Source organism: Empedobacter sp. UBA6745, assembly GCF_002453775.1.
Lineage (GTDB): Bacteria > Bacteroidota > Bacteroidia > Flavobacteriales > Weeksellaceae > Empedobacter > Empedobacter falsenii_C.
On sequence record NZ_DKHL01000001.1, the window covers coordinates 59,726 to 76,005 of the forward strand.

At 31.8% G+C, this 16,280-nt stretch carries 19 protein-coding genes; 13 read left to right on the plus strand and 6 right to left on the minus strand.

Annotated elements, in window-relative coordinates:
- Positions 1-5 precede the first annotated feature (5 nt).
- The gene (locus B4H69_RS00360; RefSeq protein ID WP_038334667.1) at positions 6-1,079 is read right to left on the minus strand and encodes a 3-oxoacyl-ACP synthase III family protein; all 1,074 of its coding nucleotides are present in this window, start codon (positions 1,077-1,079) and stop codon (positions 6-8) included.
- Positions 1,080-1,202: 123 nt separating this feature from the next.
- Here B4H69_RS00360 and B4H69_RS00365 point away from each other — a divergent pair, with 123 nt between their 5' ends.
- From B4H69_RS00365 to B4H69_RS00410, 10 genes are all read left to right on the plus strand, one after another.
- On the plus strand, positions 1,203-1,766 hold the full coding sequence (locus B4H69_RS00365; RefSeq protein WP_291062602.1) for a hypothetical protein: 564 nt from the start codon (positions 1,203-1,205) through the stop codon (positions 1,764-1,766).
- Between the two features lie 25 nt (positions 1,767-1,791).
- Complete coding sequence (gene ubiE, locus B4H69_RS00370) at positions 1,792-2,532, plus strand: bifunctional demethylmenaquinone methyltransferase/2-methoxy-6-polyprenyl-1,4-benzoquinol methylase UbiE (protein ID WP_038334486.1); 741 nt, start codon at positions 1,792-1,794, stop codon at positions 2,530-2,532.
- A 26-nt stretch (positions 2,533-2,558) separates the two neighbouring features.
- Positions 2,559-3,347: a porin family protein gene (locus B4H69_RS00375; protein WP_291092303.1), complete on the plus strand. Its 789-nt coding sequence runs from the start codon at positions 2,559-2,561 to the stop codon at positions 3,345-3,347.
- A gap of 52 nt (positions 3,348-3,399) precedes the next feature.
- Positions 3,400-4,539, plus strand: coding sequence for an acyl-CoA dehydrogenase family protein (locus B4H69_RS00380; protein ID WP_291092306.1), 1,140 nt, complete (start codon positions 3,400-3,402; stop codon positions 4,537-4,539).
- A gap of 123 nt (positions 4,540-4,662) precedes the next feature.
- The gene (locus B4H69_RS00385) at positions 4,663-5,523 is read left to right on the plus strand and encodes a fumarylacetoacetate hydrolase family protein (protein ID WP_180904968.1); all 861 of its coding nucleotides are present in this window, start codon (positions 4,663-4,665) and stop codon (positions 5,521-5,523) included.
- 357 nt (positions 5,524-5,880) lie between these two features.
- Positions 5,881-6,336, plus strand: a complete 456-nt coding sequence (gene rplM / locus B4H69_RS00390) for a 50S ribosomal protein L13 (protein WP_038334665.1) — start codon at positions 5,881-5,883, stop codon at positions 6,334-6,336.
- 9 nt (positions 6,337-6,345) lie between these two features.
- Positions 6,346-6,732: a 30S ribosomal protein S9 gene (gene rpsI, locus B4H69_RS00395; protein ID WP_038334481.1), complete on the plus strand. Its 387-nt coding sequence runs from the start codon at positions 6,346-6,348 to the stop codon at positions 6,730-6,732.
- Between the two features lie 124 nt (positions 6,733-6,856).
- On the plus strand, positions 6,857-7,603 hold the full coding sequence (gene rpsB / locus B4H69_RS00400) for a 30S ribosomal protein S2 (protein ID WP_038334479.1): 747 nt from the start codon (positions 6,857-6,859) through the stop codon (positions 7,601-7,603).
- 114 nt (positions 7,604-7,717) lie between these two features.
- A complete protein-coding gene (tsf, locus tag B4H69_RS00405; RefSeq protein WP_038334478.1) occupies positions 7,718-8,542 on the plus strand; it encodes a translation elongation factor Ts in 825 nt (274 codons plus the stop codon).
- 129 nt (positions 8,543-8,671) lie between these two features.
- Positions 8,672-8,995, plus strand: a complete 324-nt coding sequence (locus B4H69_RS00410; protein ID WP_115001418.1) for a T9SS type A sorting domain-containing protein — start codon at positions 8,672-8,674, stop codon at positions 8,993-8,995.
- A 70-nt stretch (positions 8,996-9,065) separates the two neighbouring features.
- Here B4H69_RS00410 and B4H69_RS00415 read toward each other — a convergent pair whose 3' ends face one another.
- Complete coding sequence (locus B4H69_RS00415; protein ID WP_244957958.1) at positions 9,066-9,845, minus strand: superoxide dismutase; 780 nt, start codon at positions 9,843-9,845, stop codon at positions 9,066-9,068.
- Between the two features lie 386 nt (positions 9,846-10,231).
- Between B4H69_RS00415 and B4H69_RS00420 the strand changes: the two genes are divergently transcribed.
- Positions 10,232-10,516 (plus strand): hypothetical protein, encoded by a 285-nt coding sequence (locus tag B4H69_RS00420; RefSeq protein ID WP_147280018.1) that lies wholly within the window; start codon positions 10,232-10,234, stop codon positions 10,514-10,516.
- Between the two features lie 60 nt (positions 10,517-10,576).
- A complete protein-coding gene (locus B4H69_RS00425; protein ID WP_115001420.1) occupies positions 10,577-11,245 on the plus strand; it encodes a hypothetical protein in 669 nt (222 codons plus the stop codon).
- 43 nt (positions 11,246-11,288) lie between these two features.
- Here B4H69_RS00425 and hemE read toward each other — a convergent pair whose 3' ends face one another.
- From hemE to hemA, 4 genes are read right to left on the minus strand one after another with little or no spacing between them, the layout of a single operon-like run.
- Entirely contained in the window at positions 11,289-12,317 is a 1,029-nt protein-coding gene (gene hemE / locus B4H69_RS00430; RefSeq protein ID WP_291092310.1) for a uroporphyrinogen decarboxylase, read from the minus strand.
- On the minus strand, positions 12,304-12,981 hold the full coding sequence (locus B4H69_RS00435) for a uroporphyrinogen-III synthase (RefSeq protein ID WP_180904969.1): 678 nt from the start codon (positions 12,979-12,981) through the stop codon (positions 12,304-12,306). The genes hemE and B4H69_RS00435 overlap by 14 nt, the downstream gene beginning before the upstream one ends.
- Positions 12,981-13,907 carry a hydroxymethylbilane synthase gene (gene hemC / locus B4H69_RS00440; RefSeq protein ID WP_280045312.1) on the minus strand — a complete coding sequence of 309 codons (927 nt, stop codon included), beginning with the start codon at positions 13,905-13,907 and terminating at the stop codon, positions 12,981-12,983. The genes B4H69_RS00435 and hemC overlap by 1 nt, the downstream gene beginning before the upstream one ends.
- Positions 13,908-13,914: 7 nt before the next feature.
- Positions 13,915-15,141: a glutamyl-tRNA reductase gene (hemA, locus tag B4H69_RS00445; protein WP_236901641.1), complete on the minus strand. Its 1,227-nt coding sequence runs from the start codon at positions 15,139-15,141 to the stop codon at positions 13,915-13,917.
- A 217-nt stretch (positions 15,142-15,358) separates the two neighbouring features.
- Here hemA and B4H69_RS00450 point away from each other — a divergent pair, with 217 nt between their 5' ends.
- A complete protein-coding gene (locus B4H69_RS00450) occupies positions 15,359-16,240 on the plus strand; it encodes a helix-turn-helix domain-containing protein (protein WP_291092314.1) in 882 nt (293 codons plus the stop codon).
- Positions 16,241-16,280 lie beyond the last annotated feature (40 nt).

The window sequence follows — 16,280 nt, forward strand, 5'->3', positions numbered from 1 at the left end:
TGTTTTTATTTCTCGAATTGATAAATCACTGCATTAACATTCATTGTAGCTCCAACAGAAGCTAAAATAATTTTATCATTTGCGTGAAATTGATGAGGAGCTAATTCTCCTTTTTTGATTAAATCAAACATTGTAGGAACCGTTGCTACAGATGTATTTCCTAAGAATTGAACCGTCATTGGATCAATTTTTTCTGGAACAGCTACACCATATAATTTGTATAAACGCTCTATCATCGCATGATCCATTTTTGCATTTGCTTGGTGCAATAAAATTTTATCAATATCAGTGATTGATAAATTTGTTTCATCTAACAATTCTTTGATTGCTGGTGGAACATTTTTTAATACGAATTCGTAAACTTTACGACCTTTCATATTAATTGTTTTGATTGAACCTTTATAGTCTGGATTTGCAGAACGTCCATTTGTCAAGTAAGCCAATTCATCACCTGTATAACTTAAAGTTTCGTGATTGATGATTCCATATTTATAGTCAGCTTCTTTTGCTTCCAAAACCACTGCTCCTGCTCCATCTGCAAAAATCATCGCAGAACGATCATGTGGATCTACAGCACGAGATAACGTATCAGAACCAATTACCAAAACTTTCTTTGCAATATTTGCTTGAATAAATTGATGTCCTAAAATCAATGATTCTATCCAACCAGGACAACCAAATGTCATATCATAAGGCTTACATTTTAGGTTTTTGATTCCTAAATTGTGTTTCACTTTTGCAGAAATTGACGGCATAATATCAATTTGATGACCAACAGGATCAATATCTCCAAAGTTGTGCCCAACGATTATATAATCTAATTCTTCTGGATTAACGCCAGATTCTTCAATTGCTTTTTTAGCTGCAAAAGTTGCGATATCAGAATTTAATAAATCATCTTCTACATATCTTCTTTCTCTGATTTCTGTAATTTCCTCAAATTTACGCGTAATTTCTTCACCAGTTTTATCCAAACGATTTCCACTTTCGTCATAAAATTCGTGGTTAACAAAATCTTCGTTCGTAACAATTCTATTTGGTAAATAGTGTCCAGAACCTGTAATTACAGAGTTTATCATATTAATATTGTTCAATTTTAATAAAAAAATAATAGCGACAAAGTTACACATTTCATTAAAATAGTAATGAAAAATATGTAATAACTCATACCGAAATTAATAAACTATAATTAATTTAGCAGCATGAAAAAAAATCCTTCATTAATTGGTCTTTTAATCGTCTGTGGATTAGCTGCTTTGATCGTTGTTGTTTATAACACTTTTTTGAGCAAAAAAGATGGGTATGTGATTGACAATCCATCAAACAAAACCTTGACAATCAAAATTAACGATAAAGATTTTACAATTGCACCGCAACAAAATGCAAGAGTAGACCTGAAAAAAGGAAAAGCGCATATCGTTTATAGTTTTAATAACAAAAATGTAGATACAGTTGTAGATATTACAAGAGCAAATGGTTTTATAAATCCAACGCATCAAGAATATTATACATTTACACGACCTTATGGTGTTAGAAAAAACAAAGATTCTATCTTTTTATCAAACAATATTGCAATAGACAACAAGGTTTATCACGGAATTATCGAAAAATCTTCTCAATTATACATTGAAAACTTTTACTATAACATCGATCAGGATTATCCTAAGATGTTTATAAAAAGTGCAGGTAGCGAGAAAGCAACTGATTTATCGAAAATATTTAACAAAGAAGATTTTAAACAATTTTATTTTGAGAATTACGAATAAGATTTAGATTTTATAACTTTACAAAATGGCAAATCATCAACACGATGCAGTAACTCCTTACGAAGCATCAGATCTAAATAAAAAGAAACAAGTCGAGCAAATGTTCGATAATATTTCGCCAAAATACGATTTATTAAACCGTGTTTTATCAATGGGAATCGATATTCAATGGCGAAAAGATGTCATCAAAATGGTAAAAGCTTCTCAACCAAAAACGATTTTAGATATCGCGACTGGAACAGGAGATTTGGCAATTATGATGGGTAAAAATACCGATGCAAAAATTACTGGATTAGACTTATCTAACGGAATGTTGGAAGTTGGTCGCAAAAAAGTAAAAGAAGCTGGATTAGAAAATCGTATCGAAATGGTACAAGGAGATTCGGAAAATTTACCTTTTCCTGATAACACTTTTGACTGTGTAACCGTTTCTTTTGGTGTTCGTAATTTTGAAAACTTAGAGAAAGGTTTAGCAGAAATTAATCGTGTTTTAAGACCTGGAGGAACTTTTGTTATTTTAGAATTTTCGTATCCTACAGCTTTCCCTATGAAACAGTTGTACACGTTTTATTCTAAAAATATTTTACCTGCAATTGGTAAAATGGTTTCGAAAGATCAAAGTGCTTATACCTATTTACCAGATTCAGTTCGTGCTTTTCCACATGGAGAAGAAATGAAAAACATCTTGAAAAGTGTAAAATTTACACAACCTATTGATAAAAAACTTACTTTTGGTATTGCAAGCATTTATAAGAGTATAAAATAAATTTGCTTGTTATTCGTTGAAAGTCTATGAGAAAAAATCTAATCATCGCATTATCGTTAACTGTTGCTAGCATTGCAAATGCGCAGTTTCGTCCTAATAATGACAGAAGCGAAAACAGAACTGAAACTGATCAGAAAAAATTTAGTTTTGGATATTTCTTGGGAACTAATATGATGAGTTACAAGATTGTTCCTAAAGCTCAAACAAATCCGTTACCAGGAACTCCTCAAACTCCAGAAGATGATGGAGTAAATGAACACGGTTTAGTTTATTTAGATCAAGAAAGTAAAGCTGGTTTCTCTGTTGGATTAATCGCAAAAATGCGTGTGAATGATTATATAGATTTAAAATCTGAACCAGGATTGCATTTTGCTCAACGTATTTTACATTTCAATAATATAAAAGATCCAGTTACTGGAGAGCCTTTAGCTGATCCTTCTAAAGTTATGCGCGAGGTAAAATCCACTTATGTTGAAATTCCATTATTGTTAAACTTTCACGGAGATCGTTGGTTCAATACACGTCCATACATTCAAGGAGGTTTGGGTTATCTGATGAATTTACAATCAAACGAAAACAAAGAAGACGATAACGAAACTGGAGTTTTCAGAACTACAACGAATAACTTTAACTGGCAAGCTGAAATTGGAGTTGAAATTTATTTCAAACGATTTAAACTTACACCAGCGCTAAAAGGAATGTTCTTTTTTAATAATGAAATTGTTCCAGATAAAGATGCTTCACAAAAGTATTGGACAGGAAGTTTGAATTCATTATCAACTAGAGCATTTGTTTTTTCTCTAAAATTTGAATAAAAATTTAAAGTCATAATCATAAAATAATAAAAACCATAAATAATATAATCACATGAATTTTCAATTATCGGAAGAACAATTAATGATTCAAGAAGCTGCTCGCGACTTCGCTAAAGCTGAGTTATTACCAGGAGTTATCGAACGCGACGAAACATCTACTTTCCCAACTGATGCAGTAAAAAAAATGGGAGAACTTGGATTCTTAGGTATGATGGTTGACCCAAAATACGGAGGATCTGGTTTAGATAGCGTTTCTTATGTCATTGCAATGGAAGAAATCGCTAAAGTTGATGCTTCTGCTGCTGTTGTCATGTCAGTTAACAACTCTTTGGTTTGTGCTGGTATGGAAAAATATTGTAACGAAGATCAAAAACAAAAATATCTAGTACCATTAGCTTCTGGTCAAGTGATCGGAGCATTTTGTTTATCTGAGCCAGACGCTGGTTCTGATGCGACTTCTCAAAAAACTACTGCGGTAGATATGGGAGATCACTATTTATTAAATGGTACAAAAAACTGGATTACAAATGGTGGAACAGCTTCTACTTATTTAGTAATCGCTCAAACTGATCCAGAAAAAGGTCACAAAGGAGTCAATGCTTTCATCGTAGAAAAAGGATGGGCAGGTTTTGAAATTGGACCAAAAGAGCAAAAAATGGGAATCCGTGGTTCTGACACACATTCATTATTCTTTAATGATGTAAAAGTTCCAAAAGAAAACCGTATCGGTGAAGATGGATTTGGATTTGCTTTCGCAATGAATGTCTTAAACGGAGGACGTATCGGTATTGCTTCTCAAGCATTAGGTATTGCGCAAGGCGCTTATGAATTAGCATTAGATTATGCAAAAATTCGTAAAGCATTCAAAACAGAAATCATCAATCATCAAGCTGTTGCATTCAAATTAGCAGATATGGCAACTAATATTACAGCTGCTCGTATGTTATGTTTCAAAGCAGCGGTTGAGAAAGATGAAGGAAAAGATATTTCTATTTCTGGTGCAATGGCAAAACTATTTGCTTCTAAAACAGCGAATGAAGTTGCTTCGGAAGCCGTTCAAATTCACGGAGGAAATGGTTATGTTCGCGAGTATCATGTAGAGCGTATGATGCGTGATGCAAAAATTACTCAGATTTACGAAGGAACATCAGAAATTCAAAAAATTGTAATTTCGAGAGGAATTGCTAAATAATTTTAGATAAATATAATTATTTTTTATCTTTATGAGACATCTGTTAATGACAGATGTCTTTTTTTATTTATTTAATCAAAAAACAATACGTCGTATATTTGTGGCGGAAAAAATATAAAGAAGATGAAAATTTTTAGATTCGGACCAAAAGGTCAGGAGAAATCAGGTGTAATCATCGATGAGAAAAAATTCGATGTTTCAGCATCTGGAATTATTTATGATGATGATTTTTTTGGAAATACAGAAAAACAAGAAACGTTACAAAAATATATCGAGCTTAACATTAACAGCTTGCCATTAGTTGAAGATGATGTACGTATTGGTACACCTTTAACTCGTCCAGGAAAAATTGTTTGTGTAGGTCTTAACTTCGATGATCACGTAAAAGAAACAGGTTTACAACAACAAGCAGAACCGATTATGTTTATCAAAGCGAATCAATCGTTTAACGGACCAGAAGACGGAATTATGCAACCAAATGGTTCTACAAAAATGGACTGGGAAACAGAGCTTTGTATTATTATTGGGGAAAAAGCAAATAATGTAACGGAAGAAGACGCAATGAATCACGTATATGGTTATGCATTGATTAATGATATTTCTGAACGTGCTTTCCAAACAGAACGTGGTGGAACTTGGGACAAAGGAAAAGGATGTGATACATTTGCACCTGTTGGACCTTTTATTGCAACAAAAGACGAAATCGAGGATGTTAATAATTTACGTGTTTGGTTAAAATTAAACGGAGAATTAATGCAAGATGGAAACACTAGCGATTTTATTTACCGTATTCCTAAATTAATTTCTTACTTATCTCAATTCATGTCTTTCTTACCTGGAGATATTATTTCTACAGGTTCTCCAGCAGGATCAGGAATGGGAAAAACACCTCAAGTTTGGTTAAAACCAGGAGATGTTATCGAATATGGAATTGAAGGTTTAGGTTCTACAACTCAAACAATTTTACCTTTCTCAAGAGGTTAAAAATAAGATATCTTACAATAAAAAAACCGTGCAATTCAAAATTTTAATTGCACGGTTTTTAAATTTTGTTTGGCATCATACTTAATTGATTAAACGATAAAATGAATTCTTTTTATGTAATCTGTTAATCATTTTTAAACAATCAATCGCTTAAATAGAATGTCTAATTCGCAAAAAAAATATTGGATATTCAATTAATTAACGTAATTTTGCAAACGTTTTGACAACCGTCTAAATGGTACAAATCCATCAAAGTGACGAATAATTCCTAAAATCTTTTGGGAAAACAGAATCATTTTGTACATTTGCACCCCGATCGGATTGTCGGTAATTTATAAAATATTAAAAATCAAGATAGTGGACACGTTAAGTTACAAAACTTCATCAGCCAACAAAGAAACTGCTCAGAAAGAATGGGTAGTTGTGGACGCTTCTGACTTATCATTAGGTCGTTTAGCGTCAGGTGTTGCGAAGCTTATCAGAGGTAAGCACAAAACAAACTTCACTCCTCATGCAGATTGTGGAGATTATGTAATTGTTTTAAACGCTGACAAAATTCAATTAACAGGTAACAAATGGGATGACAAATTATACATTCGTCACACAGGTTACCCAGGTGGACAAAGATCTTTAACTGCGAAAGAAGTTTTTGCAAAAGATCCTGTACGCTTAATCGAAAAGTCAGTAAAAGGAATGTTACCTAAAAATAAATTAGGTAGTAAATTATTGACTAATTTACATGTATTTGTTGGTACTGAGCACAATCACGAAGCTCAACAACCAAAACAAATCGATATTAACGAATATTTATAATCTAATTCCATGGCAATAGTTCATAAAATCGGACGTAGAAAAACATCTGTTGCTCGTGTATACTTACAAGAAGGTAATGGAGAAATCTTCATTAACGGGCGCGAGTTAGCAATCTACTTCCCTACGGCAGTATTACAATACAAAGTAGAACAACCATTTTTAATCACTGGTACAAAAGAGAAATACAATGTAGATATCAAAGTATTTGGTGGTGGAATCACTGGTCAAGCTGAAGCAATTCGTTTAGCAATTTCTAGAGCTTTATGTGAAGTTGACGCAGATTTTCGTTTACAATTAAAACCAGAAGGGTTATTAACACGTGACCCACGTATGGTTGAACGTAAAAAATTCGGTCAAAAGAAAGCGCGTAAGAAATTCCAATTCTCTAAACGTTAATTTATTCAATTCATTAAAAAATCCATTTTCCGTTGGTTTAGCATCTAAACAAATAAGGCTAGAATTTTTCGACCACTTGTTTGTTGCTTGTTGAGATAACGGAACGTAAACTAAAAAAAAGAAAATGGCAAAAGTAAATGTAAAGGACTTATTAGGTGCTGGTGTGCACTTTGGTCACTTAACAAGAAAATGGAATCCGGCTATGGCTCCTTATATTTTTATGGAGAAAAACGGAATCCACATCATCGACCTTCACAAAACTGCAGTGAAATTAGATGAAGCATCTGAAGCTTTAGGAAAAATTGCTGCATCTGGACGTAAAGTTCTTTTTGTTGCAACTAAAAAACAAGCAAAAGATGTTGTAGCTAAGCATGCTGAAGAAATCAACATGCCTTATATTACAGAACGTTGGCCTGGTGGGATGTTAACTAACTTTGTTACTATCCGTAAAGCAGTAAAAAAAATGAATTCAATCGATCGTATGAAAAAAGACGGTACGTTTGAAACACTATCTAAAAAAGAAAGATTACAAGTTGATCGTCAAAGAGCATCTTTAGAGAAAAACTTAGGTTCTATCGCTGATATGACACGTTTACCATCTGCAGTATTTATTGTAGATATCGTACGTGAGCACATCGCTGTAGCTGAAGCTCAAAAATTGGGTATTCCAATCTTTGCAATGGTTGATACAAATACTGACCCACGTCAAGTAGATTTCCCAATCCCTGCAAATGATGATGCTTCTAAATCTATCGATATCATCTTATCTACAGTAGCTGATTCTATCAAAGCTGGTTTATCTACACGTAAAGCAGAAAAAGAAAAAGCAAAAGAAGGTAAAGAAGAAGGAGCTGAAACAAAAGAAGCTTAACATTAACTTGATGATCAATTCATCGATATAATATACCTTGTAGCTCCTACACCACTTTGTGGTGTACGAGCTACTTTTATTTAAAATATTAAGAAACAAAATAAAAATATTACTATGAGCTACAAAGCAACAGCCGCTGAGGTAAGTAAATTAAGAAACGCAACTGGTGCGGGAATGATGGACTCTAAAAAAGCTTTAGAAGAAGCTGGTGGAGATTTCGATAAAGCTGTAGAAGTTTTACGTAAACAAGGACAAAAAGTAGCTGCTAAAAGAGCTGACCGTGATTCTACAGAAGGTGCAGTTATCGCTAAAGTTAACGCTGACCAAACTAAAGGTATCGTTATCGCTTTGAACTGTGAGACTGACTTCGTTGCTAAAAATGAAGCTTTCGTTGCTATGGCTAATGAAATCGCTGATTTAGCTTTAACAGTTAACTCTAAAGAAGAATTATTAGCTTTACCATTCGCAGGAATTACAGTTGGTGAAAAATTAACTGAGCAAACAGGTGTTATTGGAGAAAAAATCGAAATTGGTACTTTCCAAGCTATCGAAGGTGCTATCGTTAATTCTTACATCCACGCTGGTAACAAAATTGGTGCTGTAGTTTCTTTATCTGCTAACGTAGAAGGTGCTTCTGAAGTAGCTCGTGACGTTGCTATGCAAGTTGCTGCTATGAACCCAGTAGCATTAGATGAAACTTCTGTTGCTCAATCTGTAATTGATACTGAATTATCTATCGCTAGAGAAACTTTAGTTGCAGAAGGTAAACCAGAAAACATGATTGAAAACATCGCTCAAGGTAAATTACAAAAATTCTTCAAAGAGAATACATTAGTTCACCAAGCGTCAATCAAAGACGGAAAAACTTCTGTTCAAGATGTCGTTAAAGCTGTTAACGCTGACTTGAAAGTAACTGGATTTATCCGTTACAGCTTATAATAAGTTTATAATTTTTATTATATATCTTAAAGTGATGCTAAAATTTAGCATCACTTTTTTGTTTGGTATATAATTTGAAATGTTTGTTTTATAATTATTTATTTTTATATTTGTTAGGATTACAAGCATATGAAACACTTTATACTATTTATAACTATATTTTTATTCACCATAACATCTGCATCAGCTCAGTCGAGATTTGATCAGGACAAAGGCTCTGTTAGTATTTATCCAAATCCTGCGAGTTCTACGTTTACAATAAAATTTGATAATCCATCGAAAGCAAGTTCGGTGTCGATATATTCGATTATTGGAAATGAAGTAATGAATAAAAAATTAGACGGAAGCCAAAAAGCAAACTTTAATGTACAAAGTTTGAAAAAAGGAAAATACATTGTTCGCGTTTTTAATGAAGATGGAACAACAGAAACACAATCGTTGATTAAGAATTAAAATTATTCATATAAAACAAAAAAGCTTCTCAAAAATTTGAGAAGCTTTTTTTATGTCGTTACTCGAAAGTCTATTTCGCTTTCTTGTAATTATCTTCAACTTGTTTCCAATCCAAAACATTGTTAAACGCTTTCAAATAATCATCGCGTTTGTTTTGGTATTTTAAATAATAAGCATGTTCCCAAACATCAATTCCTAAAATTGGCGTTCCTGCAACCTCTGCTCCTGGCATCAATGGATTATCTTGATTTGCTGTACTTGTAACTGCCAAACTTCCGTCTTCTTTCACAACTAACCAAGCCCAACCAGAACCAAAACGTTTAGAACCTGCTTCGTCCAATTGTTTCATCAATTCTTCTGTAGAACCAAATGTTGCATCAATCTTCGCTTTAAGATCTCCTGTAGGCGCTTTCTGCGGCGTTGGAGACATAATATCGAAATATAACATGTGATTGTAATATCCACCAGCATTGTTGCGTAAAGCAGCATTATTCATATCCATTTTTTTCAAAATGTCTACAATATCATTCGATTTGATATTTGCTTCTTTCAGCGCTGTATTCAATTTGTTGATGTATCCTAAATAATGTTTAGAGAAATGAACTTCCATTGTTTTTGCATCAATGTATTCGTTCAATTCATCGTAACCATATTTCAAAGGTTTAATTTGGAAAGTTCCTGGGTCAGCTTTAACATCTGTAGGATTTCCAACAGGCTCTGCAGCAGCTTGCACTGTATCTTGTTTTACAACTTCTTTAGTTGTTGAGTCAGCATTTTCTTTCTTCGTTTCGCATGACTGAACAAAGAAAAGAACACCCAAAACTGACATCAAAAATATACCCTTTTTCATCTTATTCTTTTATGTAGTTTACTTATGATATTAATATTTCTACTAAAATATACTAAAACTATCGAATATAAAATTGATTTCTTTTAATTTTCTGTTAAAATGGAGATTAGAATGTATTTTTATTACATTTATAATAATTAACACGAAACAAAATGACGATTAAAAATCTATTTGCAATCATAATCAAATTGATTGGTTTTTTCTTTATTATAGAAACTTTTATAACATTTTTTCCCGAGCAAATCAATCTGTTAATGAACTTTGATGTAATATTTCCTGAAGAAATAAAAAGTCAAAATATCGTTTTATTTCCTTACATCACGCTTATAATTCTATTCATTGTACTGTTTTTGATTTATTATACTTTCATTTATAAAACAGAAATTATGATTAGATTTCTTAGAATCGAAAAATATTTTGAAGATACAAGAATTGAAAATCTTACAATTCCTATTCAAAAATATGCGCAGATTTCGATAATAATCGTTTCGATTATTTTATTGATTTTTCAATTACCTATTTTTATCAATACAACAATTAAGTATTTTAGTGTAAAAGATTCTTTTCAAGATGGACTAACTTCTGATTTAATTTCGAGTTCAATTATTATTCTACTTTCATTTATTGGAATTATTTTCAGCGATAAACTCTCAAAAAATTTTGCAAAATAAACACTATTTTATTTCAGATATTTTAATTATTCTTATTTTATTAATTATAAAAAACCAAAAATGAAATATTACCTAACTTATATTCTATTTATAATTTGTTCAATTTCTTTTTCACAAAATATTGATGAAAAAAGAGATATACTAATTCATAATCTTTGTAATATCCTTTCCGAAAATAAAAATCTTAATGATTTAGATAGAATTAATTTAGTTAATCAAGATGTTAGTTTAATTAAATATTTTAAAGATTTTTCAAAAGATGAAATTCAAGCTGAAGAAGAAGCTATTTTTTATAGATTTCAAAAAAAATGTAAAGAATACACTGATATAATAAAGAAATTCTCTGAAAAAAATAATGAAAACTGGATTACTTTAGAAAATTTGCCTAAATCAACAATCAATGATAAAGATTATAATTTAGTAAAGTCAGCTTCTGAATTATATTATTTTGACTACGAAGGAAATAAAACAATTGTAAAAATTGAAGATAATAATTGGATTGAATATTTTATTGATGAATCTTTTTCTAAACTAAAATTATATTGGATAAAAAATAATGATTTTAATCTAGAGTTTTTAGAAAGCAATAATTCAATGAAAAAATCATTTAGTAGAAAAGGAGAAATATATCAATATAGAATTTTAAGTAAAGAGAATAATTATTATTGGATCGCTTATTATACAAAAGATCTAAATAATATCGTAAAATTTAAATTATATATTCAATAAAAAAACCTTCCATTACGGAAGGTTTCTTGTTATATCGAGTTTCTTAATCTCTCTTATAATTTACAACAGCTTCTATAAAAGCTTGTGCATTTTCAACTGGAATATTTGGTAAAATTCCGTGACCTAGATTGGCAATGTATTTATAAGGACCAAAATCGTCAATCATTTCTTTTACCATTTGCTGAATACTTTCTGGTGGCGATAACAAACGAGAAGGATCAAAATTACCTTGTAACGTCTTTTTGAAACCTGTAAACTCACGCGCTAATTGCGGCGTAATTGTCCAATCAACACCCAAAGCAGAAGCTTTAGAATCGGCCATTTTCTCTAAAGCAAACCAACAACCTTTTGCAAAAACTGTTACAGGAACTACTTTAGAAACTTCATTTACAATTTGCTCGATGTATTTCCAAGAAAATTCGTCATAATCTTTTGGCGATAACATTCCACCCCAAGAATCAAAAATCTGAATCACATTTGCACCATGTTCCACTTTTTTCAACAAATATTGAATCGTAGTTTGAGTGATTTTTTCTAACAATTGATGCGCAGCAACTGGATTTTGAAAACAAAAACCTTTCGCTTGATCAAAAGATTTAGAACCACGACCTTCCACTGCATAACACAACAATGTCCAAGGCGATCCTGCAAAACCAATCAACGGAATATTATTATCCAATTCTTTCTTTGTGATATCCATCGCTGCATAAACGTAACCTAACTCTTCTTCAACATCAGGAATATAAACTTTTTCTACATCTTGAGCTGTACGAATAGGATTCTCTAACCACGGACCAACACCAGGTTTCATCTCGAAATTCATTCCCATTGCTTGTGGTACAACCAAAATATCCGAAAAGATAATGGCTGCATCCAACGGAAAACGACGAATTGGTTGAACTGTAATTTCAGCCGCTAATTCTGGCGTTTGACAACGTGTAAAGAAATCATATTTATCTCTCAATTCGATAAATTCTGGTAAATAACGTCCTGCTTGACGCATCATCCACACTGGCGGACGCTCTACCTCCTCACCTCTCAATGCTTTTAAAAGCAAATCATTTTTTATCATTGATGTATTTTTTTATATTTTCGATAACCACTTCCACCAATGGTGTTTGCGCAGTTATAATTTCATGATTTGGATAAACTTCTTGTATCGCAGAAGTTGTTGTATTTCCGATTGTAAAAATACGCGAACTTTCCGAAATTTCATTTTGTTGATGAAATGCTTTGAATGATAACGGACTAAAAAAAGCATACGCATCAAAAGTTTCATTTAATTGATAAACAACCTGTTCTGATTGATATGTAATGATTTGATTGACTTCTTGATTTGCTTTTGACAATTCATTCACCAACAAATCTCGGCGCGAAGAACCGCACAAGAAATTCCATTTCGGAGAATAATTTCCTGAAATCAATTTCGGAGCTAAATCTTCTGCATAATCTTCAATCAACACAACCTTTCTGTTTTGCGCTTTTAGTTTTTCTGCCGTTTTTTTTCCAACAACAAAAAAATGACCATTCAATTCCAATCCTTGAATGGCATTTACTGTATTTTGACTCGTCACAATAAATTGATGAACGGATTCATCAATCTGTGCAGAAATTTCATTTTTCGAAGTCAATTCGATTTGTAAAGTTGGTTTACAAACCACCTCAACATCAGTTCCAAATTCTTTTTCAAGTAATTCAGGAGAAATTAACTTCGTGAATAAAATCTTCGTTCGCACTATTTCGTTCCGATTTCTTTTTTAATTTCTTCAATCATTTTTGCAGCACCTTGCGCAATACATTCTTCAGCAAATTCGCGACCTTTTGTCAAATATTCATCTGCTTTGAATTGTCTTTCGATTGAAATCATTTCTTGTCCATCAATTGATAAAATTGCTCCTTTGAATGAGTAATTTTCTTCATCAATTTTCTCAACTAACGCACCAATTGGCGCTGTACAACCTCCTTCTAAAACATTCAAGAATTGGCGTTCTACTGTTGCAAAAAGTTCACATTGTGGATTATTAATATCACTCAAATCCAAACCTTCTTTTGCAACAATTCCTAAAATCCCTTGAGATGGCGCAGCAATCATCCAATCAATCACTTTATAATGAAGACCTTTTTCTGCCAATTCATCTAAAATTTCTGAACGATCCAAACCTGCAAAAGCAAAAACAGCTCCGTCCCAATCTGCATTATCTTGCAACTTTTTCAGACGTAATTGCACATTTCCACGTAAATCTACAATCGTATCATTTGGATATTTATGATTCCAAAATGCTTTACGGCGTAAAGATCCTGTTGCAATAATTCGGTGTTCTTTCTCGAAAATATCTTCCGATTTGTACACCAAAATATCCGCAGAACTTGCGCGCTCTGGATACGCAATCAACTCTAATGTTTCTGGTAAAACAGTTGGTACATCTTTCAACGAATGAACCGCAATATCTACTTGATCATTCAACAAAGCAATGTCTAATGAACGCGTAAAAACACCTGTTAAACCTAATGAATAAATGGGTTGTTTTAGATTTGCATCACCTTCAGAAGTAATCGGAACGATTTCTGTTGGATGACCTTTTGCTTCAAGAATAGAAGCAACTTTATTGGCTTGCCAAAGTGCTAACGGACTTTGACGTGTACCAATTTTTATTGTTTTCATGATTGTATTAAGCTTGTTTTAAATGAAACATTTTTTCAATTAACTGAATTGTTTCGTCTGCATTTTCTTTATTTTCAATCAAATAAGAAGCAAACTGATTTGTAATTTTCTGAATTACTTTTTCAGTTAAAATCGTTTCATTTTCATCAATGTTTACATTATCTTTTTTCAAATTATTTAAAGCAAAACTTTGAAAAAAGTCTAATCTATCTTTGAAAGATTGAATCGCCGGAACCAATTCTCTGGTTTCCAACCATTCGTAAAATTCTGCAGAATGTTCTTCTATAATTGCTAAAGCTTCCGGAATAGAATTGCGGCGTTGAGCAATTGTATCATCTACCATTTTTGATAATCCATCTACATTTACCAACTGAATAGATTCGCGCGAGGCCAATGTATGGATCACATTTTCAGGAACCGACATGTCAATAATTGTCATTTCTTTATCAAACTGAATCATTTCTTCCGTAATAGTATACGTATTTGCTCCAGTGGCAACAATCAGAATATCTGTTTTTTGTAATTCTTCTTTTAATTCACTGTGATCTTTGACTGTAATATCATATTTCAATCCAAGAACTTCTGCCTTTTCTTTTGTACGGTTGATTAAAGTAATCGTGGTATTCGGGTAATGTTTGACTAAATTGGCACAGGTATTACGTCCAATTTTACCTATCCCGTACAACAAAATATTTTTGTCTGTTAAATCTCCTTGCGTTGCCTGAATGAAATTAACAGCGGAATAAGCTACTGATGCTGAACCGTTGCTTAAGAATGTTTCATTCTTTACTTTTTTACTAATTTGGATAGCTGTATTGACCAATCGCTCTAAAAAAGCATTTGAAGCACCTTGTTTTTTGAAACGCGAAAACCAAATTTTGATTTGACCTATAATATCAAAATCGCCTAAAATCTGACTTTCTAAACCTGACGATACTCGAAATAAATGATTAATCGCTTCCTCACCTTCCTTTACCATCATAAACTGACGAAAATCCTCTGCATTACCTTCTGTATATTTACAATATTGCTCAACGATTTGATCCTCATTTTCTGCAAAACCATAAAACTCAGTACGATTACAAGTTGAAACAATAAAAAAGTTTTCTAAACCAATTGATTTAGAATCTTCTGTAAACGTTTCGACTTGTTCTGGAAAAAATGTAAATTTACCTCTTGTTACGGCATCAGCTTTTTCGTAACTAATTCCAATAACATAAAATTTTTCTTCCATTTTATTACCTCTAATTGCCATTTCTTCAAATACTGATACAAAAGTACTTTCAAAACCATTCCGAAAATAACTTTAAAAAGAAAAAATAACGCTAAAAATTAAAGTTTGCTTTTTTAGAATAATTATAAATTAAAGGTTTATATTTGTATGTAAACCATTATAAAAAGCGCACTTGACAAATGTCACGTTTTTTATATGACAAACCTCATCATTCGAAATGGAATTAAAAAATACCCATAAAAGTAAAATCAATGAATATAAATTGTCAACAGACGTATTTATTGCTCAGATAGATAACTTTACAGCGTCTACAGATACTATTTTGAAAGGTATTGACAAGCGGTATATACAATTTTATTTTTGTACAAAAGGCTCACTGACATTTAATTTTAATAATGGTATTTATAAAATCAATTTGCATGAAGGGAAAAGTTTTTTATTCTATTACCCAACTTTAGATATTCCTTTATCCTTGAATATAAATGCTGAAAGTAAAGTCTATATTGTTGTCTTGTCAATTCAAAAACTGCATCAATTATTTGCTGAATATCAAATTCAGAATAATCTGATTTCAAGTATGACACAAGAAAAATTTTACATTGAGCGAGAAATCGGTTCTTCAATTAAACTGGTTTTGAATCAGATTGAACAAATGAAGCTTTCCCCTCAATTTCAAAATCTATTTCTAATTGGAAAAATGTACGAATTGTTTACGCTTTACTTTTCTGAGATTGAAAATCAAACCGAGCATTGTCCTTTCCTGAATGATGAAAATGAAGGAAAACGCATCAAGGAAATCAAAGATTTTCTATTGTCTGATTTTAAAAATCCTCCAACCATAAAAGAACTTTGTGAAAAATTCTCAATCTCTGAATATCATCTTAAAGAAGGATTTAAAGAGCTTTATGGGACTACTGTTTATGGCTACTTATTGGATAAAAAATTAGAATTTGCACTGCATAGATTAGAAGAGAATCAACAAATGGTAAAAGATATTTCATTTGAAATTGGCTATGAAAATCCCTCACATTTTATCTCTGCATTTAAGAAAAAATATGGTTTAACTCCAAAACAATATATCAAACAGTTTCAAAATTAATTTCTTTATAATTTAAACTGATTATCATTCCTTAACTATT